This window comes from Burkholderia sp. 9120 (assembly GCF_000745015.1).
In the GTDB taxonomy this organism is placed as follows: Bacteria; Pseudomonadota; Gammaproteobacteria; order Burkholderiales; family Burkholderiaceae; genus Paraburkholderia.
The window spans coordinates 4878673-4894240 of record NZ_JQNA01000002.1; the positions used below are offsets into that span (position 1 = coordinate 4878673).

General features: G+C 63.7%; 14 protein-coding genes. 8 read left to right on the forward strand and 6 right to left on the reverse strand.

The genetic code is table 11. The annotated features are described in order from the left end of the window. Positions 1-129 precede the first annotated feature (129 nt). On the forward strand, positions 130-1248 hold the full coding sequence (locus tag FA94_RS29865) for a 3-deoxy-7-phosphoheptulonate synthase (protein ID WP_035558189.1): 1119 nt from the start codon (positions 130-132) through the stop codon (positions 1246-1248). A gap of 169 nt (positions 1249-1417) precedes the next feature. On the opposite strand, the gene FA94_RS29870 is transcribed toward FA94_RS29865, so the two are convergent. Beyond that, positions 1418-1696, reverse strand: coding sequence for an HU family DNA-binding protein (locus FA94_RS29870; RefSeq protein ID WP_006049832.1), 279 nt, complete (start codon positions 1694-1696; stop codon positions 1418-1420). Between the two features lie 638 nt (positions 1697-2334). On the opposite strand from FA94_RS29870, the gene FA94_RS29880 reads away from it, so the two are divergent. After that, positions 2335-4311: a putative bifunctional diguanylate cyclase/phosphodiesterase gene (locus FA94_RS29880; RefSeq protein WP_035558194.1), complete on the forward strand. Its 1977-nt coding sequence runs from the start codon at positions 2335-2337 to the stop codon at positions 4309-4311. 89 nt (positions 4312-4400) lie between these two features. Here FA94_RS29880 and FA94_RS29885 read toward each other — a convergent pair whose 3' ends face one another. Continuing rightward, on the reverse strand, positions 4401-5132 hold the full coding sequence (locus FA94_RS29885) for a DUF899 family protein (protein WP_035558196.1): 732 nt from the start codon (positions 5130-5132) through the stop codon (positions 4401-4403). 353 nt (positions 5133-5485) lie between these two features. Between FA94_RS29885 and FA94_RS29890 the strand changes: the two genes are divergently transcribed. Continuing rightward, a complete protein-coding gene (locus FA94_RS29890; protein WP_035558198.1) occupies positions 5486-6397 on the forward strand; it encodes a LysR substrate-binding domain-containing protein in 912 nt (303 codons plus the stop codon). A gap of 133 nt (positions 6398-6530) precedes the next feature. Beyond that, positions 6531-7781: an MFS transporter gene (locus tag FA94_RS29895; protein WP_035558200.1), complete on the forward strand. Its 1251-nt coding sequence runs from the start codon at positions 6531-6533 to the stop codon at positions 7779-7781. A gap of 102 nt (positions 7782-7883) precedes the next feature. Here FA94_RS29895 and FA94_RS29900 read toward each other — a convergent pair whose 3' ends face one another. Then, positions 7884-8489 (reverse strand): peroxidase-related enzyme, encoded by a 606-nt coding sequence (locus tag FA94_RS29900; protein WP_035558203.1) that lies wholly within the window; start codon positions 8487-8489, stop codon positions 7884-7886. Between the two features lie 287 nt (positions 8490-8776). Here FA94_RS29900 and FA94_RS29905 point away from each other — a divergent pair, with 287 nt between their 5' ends. The 3 genes from FA94_RS29905 (at position 8777) to FA94_RS29915 (ending at position 11617) form a co-directional block, all read left to right on the forward strand. Further along, the gene (locus tag FA94_RS29905; protein ID WP_035558206.1) at positions 8777-9796 is read left to right on the forward strand and encodes a VTT domain-containing protein; all 1020 of its coding nucleotides are present in this window, start codon (positions 8777-8779) and stop codon (positions 9794-9796) included. Between the two features lie 100 nt (positions 9797-9896). After that, complete coding sequence (locus FA94_RS29910; RefSeq protein ID WP_035558209.1) at positions 9897-10430, forward strand: MarR family winged helix-turn-helix transcriptional regulator; 534 nt, start codon at positions 9897-9899, stop codon at positions 10428-10430. Further along, positions 10427-11617 carry an MFS transporter gene (locus FA94_RS29915; RefSeq protein WP_035558212.1) on the forward strand — a complete coding sequence of 397 codons (1191 nt, stop codon included), beginning with the start codon at positions 10427-10429 and terminating at the stop codon, positions 11615-11617. Before FA94_RS29910 ends, FA94_RS29915 begins: the two co-directional genes overlap by 4 nt. Before the next feature lie 26 nt (positions 11618-11643). Here the strand turns inward: FA94_RS29915 and speB are convergent, their stop codons facing one another. From speB to FA94_RS29930, 3 genes are all read right to left on the reverse strand, one after another. Next, on the reverse strand, positions 11644-12615 hold the full coding sequence (gene speB / locus FA94_RS29920; RefSeq protein ID WP_035558215.1) for an agmatinase: 972 nt from the start codon (positions 12613-12615) through the stop codon (positions 11644-11646). A gap of 137 nt (positions 12616-12752) precedes the next feature. Further along, the gene (locus FA94_RS29925) at positions 12753-14246 is read right to left on the reverse strand and encodes an aldehyde dehydrogenase (protein WP_035558218.1); all 1494 of its coding nucleotides are present in this window, start codon (positions 14244-14246) and stop codon (positions 12753-12755) included. Between the two features lie 89 nt (positions 14247-14335). Beyond that, the gene (locus tag FA94_RS29930) at positions 14336-14887 is read right to left on the reverse strand and encodes a cupin domain-containing protein (RefSeq protein WP_035558221.1); all 552 of its coding nucleotides are present in this window, start codon (positions 14885-14887) and stop codon (positions 14336-14338) included. 418 nt (positions 14888-15305) lie between these two features. On the opposite strand from FA94_RS29930, the gene FA94_RS40010 reads away from it, so the two are divergent. Continuing rightward, the gene (locus FA94_RS40010) at positions 15306-15527 is read left to right on the forward strand and encodes a hypothetical protein (protein WP_171983793.1); all 222 of its coding nucleotides are present in this window, start codon (positions 15306-15308) and stop codon (positions 15525-15527) included. Positions 15528-15568 lie beyond the last annotated feature (41 nt).

Below are 15568 nucleotides of genomic sequence, written 5' to 3' on the forward strand. Positions count from 1 at the left end.
TAGCCGCGTCCTCGCCAGCATGCTGGCCGTCATGCGCGAGTGTCATAATCCCGGCAGCGAATCCGCCCCCCCCCCCACTCACATACACAGGCCGTGAGGCTGTCGCCTCACCCGGTCCGGGAGAATATCTTGAGCGCCCTCGACAATCCCCTGCACGATCAGGAGGTCGGCTCGGCCGACGCCACCCAGGACACCACGCGAATCGACGACACGCGCATCGGCGCGGTCCGTCCGCTGATTTCCCCCGCGCTGCTGCAAGACGAATTGCCGGTGCCGCCTTCGGTGCAGACGCTCGTCGAAAAGACCCGCGCGGAAATCGCCGACATTCTGCATGGCCGCGACGACCGGCTCGTGCTGATCGTCGGTCCGTGTTCGATTCACGACCACGATCAGGCCATCGAATACGCCCGCAAGCTGAAGCACGCCGCCGAGTCGTACAAGGACGATCTGCTGATCGTGATGCGCGTCTACTTTGAAAAACCGCGCACCACGGTAGGCTGGAAAGGCTATATCAATGACCCGCGTCTGGACGGCAGCTTCCGCATCAACGAAGGCCTGCGTCTCGCGCGGCAACTGCTGCTCGACATCAACGGTCTCGGCTTGCCGACGGCCACCGAGTTTCTCGATCTGCTGAGTCCGCAATACATTGCCGATCTGATCGCGTGGGGCGCGATCGGCGCGCGCACGACGGAGAGCCAGAGTCATCGGCAACTCGCTTCGGGCTTAAGCTGCCCGATCGGTTTCAAGAATGGTACGGACGGCGGCGTGCAGATCGCCGCGGACGCGATCGTCGCCGCGCGCGCGAGCCACGCGTTCATGGGCATGACGAAAATGGGCATGGCCGCGATCTTCGAAACCCGCGGCAACGACGACGCGCATGTGATCTTGCGCGGCGGCAAGCAGGGACCGAATTACGACAGCGCGTCGGTGGACGCGACTTGCGTTGCGCTCAAATCAGCCGGCCTGCGCGAGCAGGTGATGATCGACTGTTCGCACGCAAACTCCGGCAAATCGCATTTGCGTCAACTGGATGTGGTGGAAAATCTGGCGCGACAATTGACGCAGCATGACCGCCGCATTATCGGCGTGATGCTGGAAAGTCATCTGGAAGAAGGCCGTCAGGATCTGAAAGCCGGGGTGCCGCTGCGTTACGGCGTGTCGATCACGGATGCGTGCGTGAGCTGGACGCAAACCGAACCGGTGCTGGAAACATTGGCCGCCGCCACCCGCAAGCGTCGCGCGGACTGACGACCGGGACTAACAACACGGGCTGACGACAAAAACCCACGCGCCGCACCAGCCACCGATGGTTGATCTCACCGAGGGTTGGGCAGCGCGTGATTCCTCACGCCCGATGTTTCGCTAGTCACGCGCAAAGACTGCGCGCGCGCAAAACTCCGGCGCGAAGCGCGTTGCATTACGACGCGTTGACAGCTTCCTTGAAAGCCTTGCCTGCGGTGAACTTCACCGTCTTGGCCGCTGCGATCTGGATCTCAGCGCCCGTCGACGGATTGCGGCCCACGCGAGCTGCGCGCGCGCCGGTCGAGAAAGAACCGAAACCGACCAGTTGCACCGTATCGCCACCCACCACGGCTTTGGTCACCGCTTCGACGATTGCGTCGATGGTTTGGCCGGTGGCCGCTTTGCTTTCGCCCGTCGCTGCGGCGACTGCATCAATCAGTTCCTGTTTGTTCATAGCACTTCCCGTATGGTAATCATGGAACCGGCGCCACATCTGTTGCGCCGGGACCGACACACTAACGCATAGGCGCATATTCGCGCAAACCTTGGGTGTAAGCCTTGTATCACCCGCCCAGCGGCAATTTGACGATTTTTTTCGGCAAAGTGCCATAAGAATCGTGCGCTTACGTGATTCTCGCGTCCGGCAAGCGTTAAATCCGAATCACAATCCGTTGCAATTTCAGTGCTTTAGCGCGACACAAGCCGATGTCGACGGGCTTTTTTACTATGTTATGGTGGATCGCCTGAAACACGGCCAGAACCGGTGGCAGCGCCCGGTAGTAAAGAATTCGGGAGAATAAAAAAATGAAATTTCGCCATATTGCAACATCCGCACGGCTCGTCCTGGCGCCCTGCGGGGCCGCTGCGGCCACCGCAAGCGGTTGCGCGAGCCTCGTTACGGCTACCGGTTCGACGTCGCTGCACTCAATCAATATGCATTAATCGACGGGCGGCACAATTGACATATCGCCCGTTTTCGGCAGGTCGGAGTTACCGCACCGGATTTATTTCTGCGTTAATCACCCTCAAGCTTGCCCCAGTCCTGCCGATATACAAAGCTGCGTTGGCGGCGCAAACGTTAAAAGGACGGGCATGGTTCGACTAGCCAGATTGAGGGAGGCGCTATCTGTCGCGGAAGGCGACCCGGAGCTCGTGCGTTCGCAGCTCCAGGCGTTCGGTCGACAGATCCCGTTGCTCTATTTCATCCTGCTGGTCAACACCATGGCCGTCGCGATCACTCATGTGAATTGCGCGCCGGCCTGGCTGTCCATCTATGCGCCGACCGCCCTCTGCGCGCTGTGCGTGATTCGTTGCGTGCGCTGGTGGCGCGCCCGCCACCGCGTGCTGACTCACGACAAGGCCGTGCCCGAGTTGCGCAAGCTGATCTGGCTGTCGAGCATTTTCGGCATTGCGTTCAGCACCTGGTCGCTGCTGCTGTTTCCGTACGGCACCGCGTATCAACAGGCGCACGTCGCGTTCTATATCGCGACCACCGTGATGGGCGGTGTGTTCTGTCTGATGCATCTGCGCGCGGCGGCTTTGCTCGTGTTGTCGATCGTGATCCTAAGCTTCGCGACTTTCATGGTGTTCACCGGCTCGCCGGTGTTCATCGCGATGGCGATCGACATGACGCTCGTCGGCATTGCCCTCGCGTTTATCGTCGAGCAGTATTACCGCACGTTTACCGGTGTGGTTCACGCGCAGAGCGAATTGCTGGCAAGCCAGCAGAAAACCCAGCGTTTGAGCGACGACAATTTCCGGCTCGCGAGCATCGACAGTCTGACCGACCTGCCCAACCGGCGCAGCTTCTTCGCGTCGTTGCGCGCGCTGTCCGAACAGGCGCTCGGCAGCGGCGGCGGTGGCTTCAACGTGGGGCTGATCGATCTCGACGGCTTCAAGCAGGTCAACGATATCTACGGCCACGCGAGCGGCGATCTCGTGCTGCAGGAAGTGGGCGTGCGTCTGCTGGCGCTGGCCGAACCCGGCATCTTCTTCGCGCGGCTCGGTGGCGACGAATTCGGCGTGCTCGCGCAGCACAAGCAGTCGAACGAAACACTGGTCGAATTGGGGCAGCGCATTTGCCACGCACTGAGCCAGCCATACCGGGTGGCCGGCAATGTCGCCGAACTGTCGGGCACGATCGGCTGGGCCGCGTTTCCCGAAGCCGGCACCACGGTCGCGCAGGTATTCGAACGCGCCGACGCGGCGCTGTACGTCGGCAAGGAAAGCCGCCGCGGCACGCCGGTGATTTTCTCGACCGAACATGAAACGCGGATTCGCCGCTCGAGTCTCGTGACGCAGGAACTCCGCCACGCGGATCTCGACGCGGAACTGTTTCTGGAGTTTCAGCCGATCTACGACGTGATCTCGCAGCGCACGATCGGTCTCGAAGCGTTGGGACGCTGGCACAACGCGCGGCTCGGCGCGGTCAAGCCAGAGGAATTCATCCGGATCGCCGAGCGCACCGAACTGATTTTACGCATCACCGAAGTGCTGTTGCACAAAGCGCTCGACGAAGCCGCGCGTTGGCCCGCCGAGCTTTATCTGTCGTTCAACCTGTCCGCGATCGACATCTGCACGTCGGCGCGCGCGCGTCGCCTGATCGACATCGCGCAGGCGAGCGGCGTGCCACCGCACCGCGTGTCGTTCGAAATTACGGAAACGGCCGTGACGCGCGATTTCGAACAGGCCCGCGCCTCGCTGACCATGATCAAGAAAGCCGGTTGCCGTGTGTCACTGGATGACTTCGGCACGGGGTATTCGAGCCTGAGCTATGTGCACCGGCTGCCGTTCGATACGATCAAGATCGACCGTAGTTTCATGACGGATGTGGATACGAACAGCGCGTCCAAAAAGATCGTCAAGTCGGTGCTCGATTTGTGCCGCAATCTTGGGCTCGAATGTGTCGTGGAAGGATTGGAGACGTCGTCGCAAGCGGCCGTCGTGACCGCGCTCGGCGCGCGCGCCGTGCAGGGCTATCTGTTCAGCCGGCCGATGCGGGCGAGCGCCATCGCCGCTTATTTGCAGACGGCGCTCGGACAGGGTTATGCGGTTGAGGGACAGGCGTAGTTAAGTTGTGCGCCTGGCGGCCGCGGCTGAACGGCGGCTGCGGCTGAACGGCTGCGACTACGCATCTTGCAGCCTGACCTGAACCGCGGCTAACCCGGCGGCGCCGGATAGTCCAGCTTCGGATACCAATCGCTTCCCCGTCCGCCCGGCGTCATATCGAGCACGGTCCAGATCGGCATCACATCGGGCGCGCCGCGCGGGTCCTGTCCGGGATCGGCGGTCGACGGTCCCATCTCCTCAGCCCAGAAGTGCCGCACCGTGCCATCCGCGGCGCGCGTGAACACGTTGAACGCCGGGTTGTCGTCGCCCGCGGGATCTTCCGCCGCGTAGTCGCGATTGAAGGTGTTGCCACCCGACGACGCCAGCCGCAAATGCCGCCAGCCCCGCTCCTGCTTGAACGCGACGAGCTTCTCGATCGGCGCGCGGCCGATCACGACGAACGCCACGCGCTGCAGGATGTCGGGCATTTCGCCGTCGTACGCGCTCAGCAGCGACGTGCACATTGGACAAGGCCGCGTGCGCTGCGGACCGAACATCCAGTTATAAGTGACGAGCGTGTCGTGCGCGCCGAACAGGCCGGATAAGGTCACCGGCCCCGCTTCACCGTCGAAGCGATAGTCCTCCGGCACGATGCCGCCCGGCGGCAGCGCGCGGCGCTGCGCGGCGACCCGTTCGATATGGCGTCGCAGCTCGATTTCTTCGGCGAGTAAATCGTTGCGCGCACTACGATAGGCCGCGCTCTCGTTCGGAAAGCGCGGCGGCGAATCGGCCAGCAGGCGCGCCGGCTTCAGTGTCTGTGCGGATGTGTTTGCTTCGGTCATCAGCTATCTCCCATGCACGATCGTTGCGGTTGCGGGAAAGGATCAGAGGTGAGTTACAAAGAGCAAACGACCCGGCTTGCCTTTACTTCTCGCTCAAATCACGGCGCCGTCATTGACTCGCCCCCTATCCACACGACGAACAACGCGACAGCAAATCGACAACCCCAGTCAATTTTTTGCATTCCATCAGCTTTAACGTTGCCCTCTCCGGCACGAGCTGTCGACGCATCGCGCCAGGCGCCCAACAACCGGCCGCCCCCCGCAAGGTATCCTTCTGCCCAGAAACAGCCCGCGCGCCCGCTGCGCAACGGCACTGCCACGGCGCGCCACACGCCGTCCTGAGAGGATGCATCATGCCGCTTCGTCTGCCGCCTCTGCCGGCGCTTCGCCTGTTCGAAGCCGCCGGCAGGCATCAAAGTTTCAAGCTCGCCGCCGCCGAGCTGCACGTCACGCCGAGCGCGGTGAGTCATGGCATCGTCGGGCTGGAAGAAGCGCTCGGTGTCCAGTTGTTCGTGCGCGAACCGCGCGGCATTTCGCTGACCGCGACGGGCGCGGACTATCTGTCCTACGTGTCCGAGGCGTTCTCGCTGATCGCGATCGGCACGCAGCGTCTGCCGAACCATCGCGCGAATCGTCCGATCGCGCTGAGCTGCGCGCCGACCTTCGCGTCGCGCTGGCTGCTGCCGCGCCTCGCCCATTTTCGCGCGCATTGGCCGAATGTAAATGTGAGCGTCGACACCTCGCATCGGCAGGTGGGTTTCCCCGTCGACGGTTTCGATTTCGCGGTCCGCATGAGCCGTTCGCCGGTTGCCGGCGCGGCGTGGACGCGGCTGTTCGGCGAGCGCCTCGTGCCCGTGTGCAGCCCCGCGTACCTGGAGAATCTGCGCGACGCGCACGGCCATCTCGACCTGCGACGCGCGACGTTGATTCACGTGAACGCCGCGAGCGAAGACTGGCAAGCGTGGCTCGACGCGACCGGTGCGGACGATATCGAAACCGCCGATGGCTTACGCGTCGACACGATTCAACTCGCGTTCGAAGCCGCCGGCATGAGCCTTGGCGTCGCACTCGGACGCCGGCCGCTGGTGGATAGCGATCTCGCTAGCGGGGCGCTGGTCGAAGCCCGAGCGGAAACGATCGCGTCGGACACAGCCTATTGGCTGGTCAGCGCGGAAAACGCGGAACGTCGCCCGGAGTTGCTTGATTTCAGACGCTGGCTGGTCAGCGAGGCGGAACAGTTCGACGCGCAATCCGAAGCCGCCTGATACCAACCACGAACCACCAGCCACGAACCACGCCGCAAACGAACAAGTGAGCCCCACTCACCTGTCATCAAAATCTTTTCTTTTGCCGCTTCTGATGCTCGCTGCGATCATGGGGTCGAAGGAGATCAGAACCATGTCCACGACCCACAGCAAACGCTACGCCCCCGTCTTCAACCCGACGACTCTCGTGATCCTCGCCGGCGCGCTCGTGCTGAGCGCGGCGATGGGCATCCGCCAGACCTTCGGGCTCTTCATCGGGCCATTCTCGTTCGACCGCGGCCTGCCCGTCACGCAGATCGCGTTCGCCATCGCGCTGCACAACCTAGTGTGGGGTTTCGCCCAACCCTTCGCGGGCGCCGCCGCGGATCGTTACGGCTCGACGCCCGTGGTCGCATTCGGCGCGACGACATTCGCCGCGGGTCTGGCGTTCGCCGCGGTCGCACCGAGCGGCGCGATGCTGATCATCGGTATGGGATTGCTGGTCGGCATTGGTGTGAGTTGCACGACCTTCGGCGTGGTATTGCCGGCGGTGAGTCGCATCGCCACGCCGGAAAAACGCAGCATGGCGATGGGCCTGGTCAGCGCCGGCGGTTCTGCGGGCCAGGTGTTGATGGTGCCGCTCGCGCAAGGCGTGCGGCTCAGTTGGGGCATCGCCGCGTCGCTGTTCGTGCTGGCCTTTCTGATGCTGCTGGTCGCCCCGCTCGGCATGGTGCTCGACCGTCGCCAACGCACTGGCATGCCGGTGCGGGAAACAGCCGCCGAACCGCTGCGCAAGGTGCTGGGTCTCGCGGTCCGGCATCGGGGATACCGGCTGTTGACGCTCGGTTTCTTCACGTGTGGATTTCAGCTCGCGTTCATCGCCACGCATTTGCCCGAGTATCTGACGCTCTGTCATATGCCCGTCGGTCTCGGCGCGACCGCGCTCGCGTTGATCGGCCTGTTCAATATGGCGGGCAGTTGGGCATGCGGCTGGCTGGGCGGACGCTACCGTCAGCATCATGTGCTCGGCTGGCTGTATCTGATCCGCAGCGCGACGATCGGCACGTTCTTCGTGCTGCCGAAAACGTCCACGTCGGTGATCGTCTTCGCGGCGGTGATGGGCCTGACCTGGCTCGGCACTGTGCCGCTCACCAGCGGACTGGTCGCGAAAGTGTTCGGCACGCGGCATCTCGGCAGCCTGTTCGGCGTCTGCTTTCTGAGCCATCAGATGGGCTCGTTTCTCGGCGCGTGGCTCGGTGGCCTGGTGTTCGATCTGACCGGCTCGTATTCGCTGCTGTGGGAAGCCACCGTCGCGGCCGGACTGTTCGCCGCGATCCTGCACTTCCCGATCGACGACGCCACGGTCAACGCGCCCACGTTGCGCGCCGAACCGGCTAGCGCGTAAGCGGGCGGAGGAAAAGCGGACGGCTGCGGCTACAGCTACAGGCTTACAGCTACGGCTAAAGCTACGGCATGGCCGCGGTCGGCGCGCGGAAGACGGCCCGCGCTACGCCGTCGTCTTCTGCCCCGCCGCTTTCGGCACGCGCCCCATCAAAAAGAACTCATCATTCGGCCGCATGGAAATCACATTCGCCATGCGGTTCGACAGACCGAAAAACGCCGTGATCGCGGCAATATCCCAGATGTCTTCGTCGGTGAAGCCCTGCTCGCGCAGCGCCTGAAAGTCGCTTTCGTCGACGCTGCCTGACGCGCGGCACACCTTCAGCGCGAAATCGAGCATCGCTTTCTGGCGCGCGCTGATATCCGCCTTGCGGTGATTCACGGCGACCTGATCCGCCAGCAAAGGCGATTTTTCGTAAATGCGCAGAATCGCGCCATGCGCGACCACGCAATACAGGCACTCGTTCACCGCGCTGGTGGCGACCACGATCATCTCGCGCTCGCCTTTGGTGAGGCAGCCCTCCTTCAGCATCAACGCGTCGTGATAGGCGAAGAACGCACGGAATTCGTCCGGCCGATGCGCGAGCGTCAGGAACACGTTCGGCACGAAACCCGCTTTTTCTTGCACTTCGAGGATGCGCGCGCGGATATCGTCCGGCCAGTCGTTCGGTTCGGGCACGGGATAGCGGCTGATCGGGCTGGCTTGGGTCATGGCATGTCTCCGTTGTATTCGCGTGGTATTCGCGTCGTATTCGCTTACCTACGGCGACGATTCTAGCAACCGCCGTTCGCCCCGTCGCGCACGCCGCGTCGGGCAAGCTCGCAGCACCGTTTTCCCGCCTGTGCTTAAATCGGCCTTTGCCGTGCCATGCCCGCGTAACGACCGAGCGGGTACACTGCACGCCGTCGTGCGGGAACGGAACCTGCGCGGCGGGTCACGGCGCGCCGCCAGGGCGTGGCCGGTTACACCTTCCTTAATGCATTCCGAGGAGCGCGGTTGTGTGGCATTTTCCAGTGGCGATTCCACCCTCGCTCGGCGTTTGGGCCGTTTTCATGAGCGTGCTCGTCACGCAGCTCGGCCTGCCGGTTCCGGCCGCGCCGATGCTGATTCTCGGCGGCACGATGGCGGCCATGGGACAGACCTCGTATGCGAGCGTTGTGTTCGCCGCCGTGGCCGCCACGCTGATCGCCGATTCGCTCTGGTTCTTCACCGGCCGCGCCTACGGCCGGCGTCTGCTGAACTATCTGGTGCGCTTCTCGCTGTCGCTCGATACCACGGTGCGGGTCGCGCGCAACACGTATGAACGGCACGGCGCGCCGATCCTCACTGTCGCCAAGTTCCTGCCGGGGCTCGGCCTGATTTCCGCGCCGCTGCTCGGCACGACCGCGATCAACGTCAGCGTCTTTCTGCTGTGGGACCTGATCGGCGCGACGCTGTGGGCGAGCGTATGGGTGATCGGCGGCGCGGCGCTGCACGACCAGATCGTGCAGCTGATGCTGCTCGTGCGGCAGAACGGCGGCACGATCGTCGACGCGTTCGCGGCGATCTTCGTCGCCGCGCTGCTCTATCGCTGGGTACGCCGTCTGCAATTTCGCCGCTGGCTCGCGCACACGCGCATCTCGCCGGATCAACTCGACGAATTGATGAAGTCGAACGAGCCGCCGCTGATTTTCGACGCCAGACCGTACAGCGTGCGCGAGAAGGAATCGCATCGGATTGCCGGCGCCGTGCCGCTGGATCTGGATTCACCTGAGCTGATTCGTCCCGAACTGCTGAAGCGGCCGATTGTCGTCTACTGCGTGTGCCCGAACGAAGCGACCGCCAAGCGGATCGTCAACCAGTTGCATCGCAAGAATATCCACCATATTCGCGCGCTCAAGGGCGGCCTCGACGCGTGGGAAAAGCGCGGCTATCCGGTGGAACCGCTGCCGCACGATTTCTATACCGCGAAGGCTCATCTGATCGAAGATGAAGGCAACGAGGGCGAATATACGGTGCGCGCAAGACTCGCGGACTAAGCGACCGTTCGCCATATCGCCGCACTAAAAATCCGCTTGCGCCCATCACACAATGTGTGCAACATGCATATATGCACGTTGCACACATTGAGGTGTCCCCATGACGCAGCGCACAGAAAACCTGCTCGGCGTGCTCGCCCTGCTGGTCACCGACGAGATGAACGCACCGCCCGCCGCGGCGGCGCTCGCTGGCCCCACCGCGCGCGCCATGCTCAACGCGATCGGCCAATATCCGGACTCGTCGATTGAAGTGCTGCGCGAGGCGGTCGATCTGTCGCATCCCGCCGCCGTGCGCGCCGTGGCAGGGTTGGTCGACGCGGGCCTCGTCGAGAAAAACGCCGGAGCGGACAAACGCGCCGTCGCCCTTTCCTTGACCGCGGACGGCAAACGCGAGGTCAAACGCCTGCGCACGGCGCGCGACAGGATGCTGCAACGCGTGGTCGGGCGGCTCGACGACCGCGAGCGCGACGTGCTGGAAAGCCTGCTGATCAAGATTCTCTATAGCGAGACCCGCGACCCCGCGCACGCCATGCAGTTGTGCCGCCTGTGCGACGACGGGCCGTGCCTGAAGGCCGGCTGTCCGGTGGAATGCCGCGAACAGGGCCTACCGATGCCCGAACGGAGCGGTGCATGACTGCCCCCGCGCCCACGGTGCGCTGGCCGGCGATCGCCGCGCTGACCGCCGTGTCGGCGTTGGCGCAGATCGGCCAGTTCGGCATCGGCTTCATGGTGCTGCCCGTCTGGCTCGCGCAGCGCGGCCTGGATGCGCCGCGCGCCGGCCTGTTCTCGGCTGCGCAATGGGCCGGCATGCTGGGCGGTTTGTTGCTGGCGCCGTGGCTCATTGCGCGCATCGGCGCAAAGCGCACCGTGTCGCTCGGGCTCGCGGCCACACTCGTTGCGTTCGCCACCATCGGCGAGTTGGGGTGGCCGCTGTGGCTCGTGCCCGGACTGCTGACCGGGCTCGGCATCGGCTTGCGCTGGATCGCCAACGAAACCTGGCTCTATCGCCTCGTGCCGCCGGCATCGAGCGGACGTGTGGTCGGCGTGCATGAGGCGCTGATCGCCACGGCCGGTGTCGTCGGTCCCGCGTTGGCCGCCTGGTGCGCGGTCGACGAACGCGTCATCTTCGCGGCCGGCGCGGCCTTCACGGCCGCTGCGGCGCTGCCGCTGTGGCTGACCGCATCGGACGACAAACGGCCTGCTGGCGAGCCGTTAAAGCCCGCACAAAGCGACCGGCGCGTGCCGATCGGTCCACTGGTCAGCCTCGGCATGGTGGTCGTCGCGGCCGGCGGCATCGGCGACGGCGCGCTGTACGGCCTGTTTCCCCTGTTCGCCGACGCGCACGGTCTCTCTTCCACGCAAACGGCAACGCTGCTGATGCTGTTCGGCGTCGGCGGCATGGCGCTGCAATTTCCGGTGGGCTGGTTCGCGGATCGTGCCGGGCTCGCCGCCGCCGTAATCGTCTGCGCGGCGCTCAGCACGCTGGCGATCTGCGGGTTCGCGACCGCCGCGCCGGCATCGGCGCTTGCAGCCGCGAGCGCGGTGCTGCTCGGCGGCATGAACAGTTCGTACATCACGCTTGGGATGGTCGCGGCAGCCTGCGGCGAAAAGGCCGCGTTGACGCGCAATATGCGGTTGGTGTCGCTCACATTCACCGCGAGTTCGATCGTCGGCCCGCTCGCCGCGGGATTCGCAATGAAAGCGCGCGGCAGCGACATGCTGATGTGGCAACTCGCGCTGATGAGCGGCGCGCTGGCGGTCTACACGCTAGGTTTGCGCGAAGGCCGGCGCCAGCCTGGTCGATCTTCATCGATGGGCTAACGCCGGGCTTATCGCAACAACAACGCCTACGCGACGCGTGCGGCGCCTACTTTGCGCTGCCGCCACAAACACAGCAGATCGCAGGCGATATGCGCGGCGGCGATCGCCGTGATTTCGCTCTGGTCGTAAGCGGGCGCCACTTCCACGACGTCCGCGCCCACCAGATTCAACGCGCCGAGTCCGCGCACGATGGCCAGCCCCTGCGCCGACGACAATCCGCCCGCCACCGGCGTGCCCGTGCCCGGCGCGAACGCGGGGTCCAGACAGTCGATATCGAAAGTCAGATACGCAGGCCGTTCGCCGACAATCGACGTGATCCGCTCCACCGCCGCGCGCGTGCCGTGTTCGTGAACCCATGCGGCGTCGAGCAGATTGATGCCCATGAAATCATCGTTCCACGTCCGAATGCCGACCTGCACCGAGGTCTTCGGATCGATCAGACCGTCCTTCACCGCCTTGTAGAACATCGAGCCGTGATTCAGGCTGTCGGGACTGTCGTCGGCCCAGGTATCGCAGTGCGCGTCGAAATGAATCAGCGAAAGTGGCTTGCCGTACTTCTCCGCGTGCGCGATCAGCAGCGGATAGGTGATGTAATGATCGCCGCCGAGCGTCAGCATCTTCGCGTCGGAACGCAGAATCGTGCGCGCATGCTCGACGATCGATTGCTTGATCGTCAGCGGGTTGTGCGCGTCGAACCAGCAATCGCCGTAGTCGGTCACGGCGAGATCGTCGAACGGATTGAAACCCCACGGATACGGATGCAGCTCCGACAACTGCACACTGGCCGCACGCACCGCCGCGGGACCGAGCCGCGCGCCCGAGCGGAACGTGGTGGCCAGATCGAGCGGCACGCCGGAAACGACAACGTCGACGCCGTCGAGTTCGCGGGTGTACTTGCGGCGCATGAACGACAACACACCCGCGTAGGTGTTTTCGATCGACGAGCCATAAAGCGACGAACGGCGGATTGCGCCGTCGCCATAGACGAGTTCAGTCATGGATGACCTGACACCTGATAAACATACCGGCGCCACGCGCGAAGCTTCCCGTTGTGCGCGCAACCGCCGGCTTCGGATTCATTGGGAACGCGGCGGCGTGCCTCACACGCACGCCGCCGCGCTGGCTTGCGAATCCTTTAGCGCAGCCGCACCAGCGTGGACTTCAGCTCGGTGTACTTCTCCAACGCGTGCAACGACTTGTCGCGGCCGTTGCCCGATTGCTTGTAACCGCCGAACGGGAAATTCATATCGCCGCCTTCGTCGTAGCAATTGACCCACACCGTGCCCGCGCGCAGTTTGCGCGACACTTCATGCGCGGTCGTGAGATTCGACGTCCAGACCGCGGCGGCAAGACCGTACTCGCTGTCGTTGGCGATCTTGATCGCCTCTTCGACCGTGTCGAACGTGATCACCGACAACACCGGCCCGAAGATTTCCTCGCGCGCCACCTTCGCACCCGTGGCCGGGATCTCGAAGATGGTCGGTTCGATATAGAAGCCGCCCGTCTCTTCCTTCACGCGCGCGCCGCCCAGCAGCAGCCTGGCTTCGGCACGGCCCGCTTCGATATAGCCGAGCACGCGCTCGAGTTGGACCTTGTCGACGATCGCGCCCATCGACGTTTTCGGATCGAGCGGATTGCCCGGCGTATAACTACGCGCCGCCGCGATCAGCTTGTCGAGGAACGCCTCCTTGATGTCGCGATGCACGAGCAGGCGCGAGCCCGCCGTACACATTTCGCCCATGTTGTAGAAGATCGCGCCGGCCGCCGCATTCGCCGCGCGGTCCATGTCCGGGCAATCCGGCATCACGATGTTCGGCGACTTGCCGCCGAGTTCGAGCCATACGCGCTTCAGGTTCGACTGGCCGGCGTACTGCATGATCAGCTTGCCGACATTCGTCGAGCCGGTGAACGCGAGACAGTCCACGTCCTGATGCAACGCGAGCAGCTTGCCCGGTTCGCCCGCGCCCGGCACGACGTTGAACACGCCGGCGGGAATGCCGGCGTCGAGCGCGAGTTGCGCGAGACGGATCGCCGTGAGCGGCGACTTCTCCGACGGTTTGAGCACCACGCTATTACCCGCGGCCAGCGCCGGGCCAAATTTCCACGACGCCATCAGGATCGGGAAATTCCACGGCACGACCGCGGCCACCACGCCGATCGCCTCGCGCGTGACCAGCCCGACCAGATGATGATCGGCCGGCGCGACTTCACCGCCCACCTTGTCGATCGCTTCGGCGAACCACTCGACGCAATACGCGGCGCCCGGCACATCGACCGTGGTGGTGTCGGCGATCGGCTTGCCGGCGTCGAGTGTTTCGAGCAGCGCCAGTTCGTCGGCATGTTCGCGGATCGACGCGGCCCAGCGCAGCAACACCGCCTTGCGCTTGCGCGGATTCAACCCGGACCACACGCCCGAGTCGAATGCACGGCGCGCGGCGGCGACGGCCGCGTCGACGTCGGCCGCGCCGCTGTCGGCGACTTTCGCGAGCAGCTTGCCGTCGATCGGGCTCTGACAGTCGAACGTGCGCCCGCCTGCCGCGTCACGGTATTCGCCGTCGATAAACGCACGGCCTTCGATTGAAAGCGTAGCGGCTTTGTCTTGCCAGAAAGCGAGAGATTGCTTGTCCATCAGGATGCCTCAATGTTATGCGCTCGACGCAGACCGGCATCGACTTCATGCACGGTTGAACTGCGGCGTGGCGCGTTGGCGCGGAGTCTTCAGAACGTGGGCGGCGAATTGGCCGACACGACCTCGCAGAGATGCTCCGCGCTAGGATTGCGAAAACGGTGCGGCAAACGGCTTTCGAAGTAATAGCTGTCGCCGGGATCGAGCAGCCACGTAACGCCGTCCACCGTCAGTTCGAGTTGCCCGCGGACCACGACGCCGCCCTCGTGCCCCGCGTGCTCCAGCATTTCCGGCCCAGTGTCCGACAGCGGCTGATAGACCTCGCGCAGAATGCCCATGTTGCGGTCTTTGATGCTCGAGCCCGCCAGATAGAACTCGATCGACTCATTGCCGAGGTTCGGCATGTCCGCGCGGCGCGATACGACCGATCGTTCTACTTCCACCTCGAAGGTGAAGAACTCGGCGAGACTCATGGGTATGCATTCGAGCAATTTCTTCAGCGAGCCGACCGAGGGGCTCACGCGGTTCTGCTCGATCAGCGAGATCGTGCCGTTGGTCACCCCCGCCCGTTTCGCGAGTTCACGCTGGGACAAGCCGTTCTTCTTGCGGATGTACTGCAGACGGGTTGCTACTTCTATGGACATCGCTAGGTTCTCTGACATGGAAGACGATCGGGGCGCGTGGACTCGGGCAACATGTGCCCGCGAGTGTTGAATATTCTAGTCACTTTAATCGTTGCGCCGCTGGGGAAAACCCTGAAAGGATTCCGAAATACGACTTGCGCAACGAATGTTCCCACCGGCTGGGATTCTAGCTAGCCCCCCGGGAAAGCCCTGATAAATCTTTTATAAAAATGATTTGACGGCATTATTGGCTCGTATATGCTGGTTCACAGGCGATCTTCATACCAACGTCACAGAACCCGAAAGGGTGTTTGCGGCGCAGCGAACCCGGTTCGCACCGGTAAGAGAAGATCATCCCAGCGTCCTGTTTCTTTAAACGCCTTGTGCGGATTTCGAGCAGGCCGTTCAATACTTTCAACGTCGCCAGTCGAGTGTAATCGTGAGAGTCCGAGGCCCTTTGGTGAGATGGAATCGAAGTCAGGCGAGTTGTCCTCGCGCTGACGGCGCCATCGCCGACGGCAGCAACGGCAGCCTTGCGTTCCGCCGCTTCCTGTCCGTCTTCACGATCCTGTCCCGCCGTTCCGTTCGACGTCACAACTCTATCTCCGCGCGCGCCTTCATTGCCGTTCGCACGGACGAAGTCGCGTCGCTGCTGCCGTAGCGCCTCCCTCCTTTTCGTCGTTCGATTCATCCGTTTGCGTG

What these genes read in the sequence shown, in the direction of transcription:
- FA94_RS29895 (WP_035558200.1), top strand. Translation starts at nt 6,531, where the DNA reads ATGTCCACGACCCACAGCAAACGCTACGCCCCCGTCTTCAACCCGACG.
- speB (WP_035558215.1), bottom strand. Translation starts at nt 12,615, where the DNA reads ATGACTGAACTCGTCTATGGCGACGGCGCAATCCGCCGTTCGTCGCTT.
- FA94_RS29900 (WP_035558203.1), bottom strand. Translation starts at nt 8,489, where the DNA reads ATGACCCAAGCCAGCCCGATCAGCCGCTATCCCGTGCCCGAACCGAAC.
- FA94_RS29925 (WP_035558218.1), bottom strand. Translation starts at nt 14,246, where the DNA reads ATGGACAAGCAATCTCTCGCTTTCTGGCAAGACAAAGCCGCTACGCTT.
- FA94_RS29880 (WP_035558194.1), top strand. Translation starts at nt 2,335, where the DNA reads ATGGTTCGACTAGCCAGATTGAGGGAGGCGCTATCTGTCGCGGAAGGC.
- FA94_RS29890 (WP_035558198.1), top strand. Translation starts at nt 5,486, where the DNA reads ATGCCGCTTCGTCTGCCGCCTCTGCCGGCGCTTCGCCTGTTCGAAGCC.
- FA94_RS29910 (WP_035558209.1), top strand. Translation starts at nt 9,897, where the DNA reads ATGACGCAGCGCACAGAAAACCTGCTCGGCGTGCTCGCCCTGCTGGTC.
- FA94_RS29870 (WP_006049832.1), bottom strand. Translation starts at nt 1,696, where the DNA reads ATGAACAAACAGGAACTGATTGATGCAGTCGCCGCAGCGACGGGCGAA.
- FA94_RS29930 (WP_035558221.1), bottom strand. Translation starts at nt 14,887, where the DNA reads ATGTCCATAGAAGTAGCAACCCGTCTGCAGTACATCCGCAAGAAGAAC.
- FA94_RS29915 (WP_035558212.1), top strand. Translation starts at nt 10,427, where the DNA reads ATGACTGCCCCCGCGCCCACGGTGCGCTGGCCGGCGATCGCCGCGCTG.
- FA94_RS29885 (WP_035558196.1), bottom strand. Translation starts at nt 5,132, where the DNA reads ATGACCGAAGCAAACACATCCGCACAGACACTGAAGCCGGCGCGCCTG.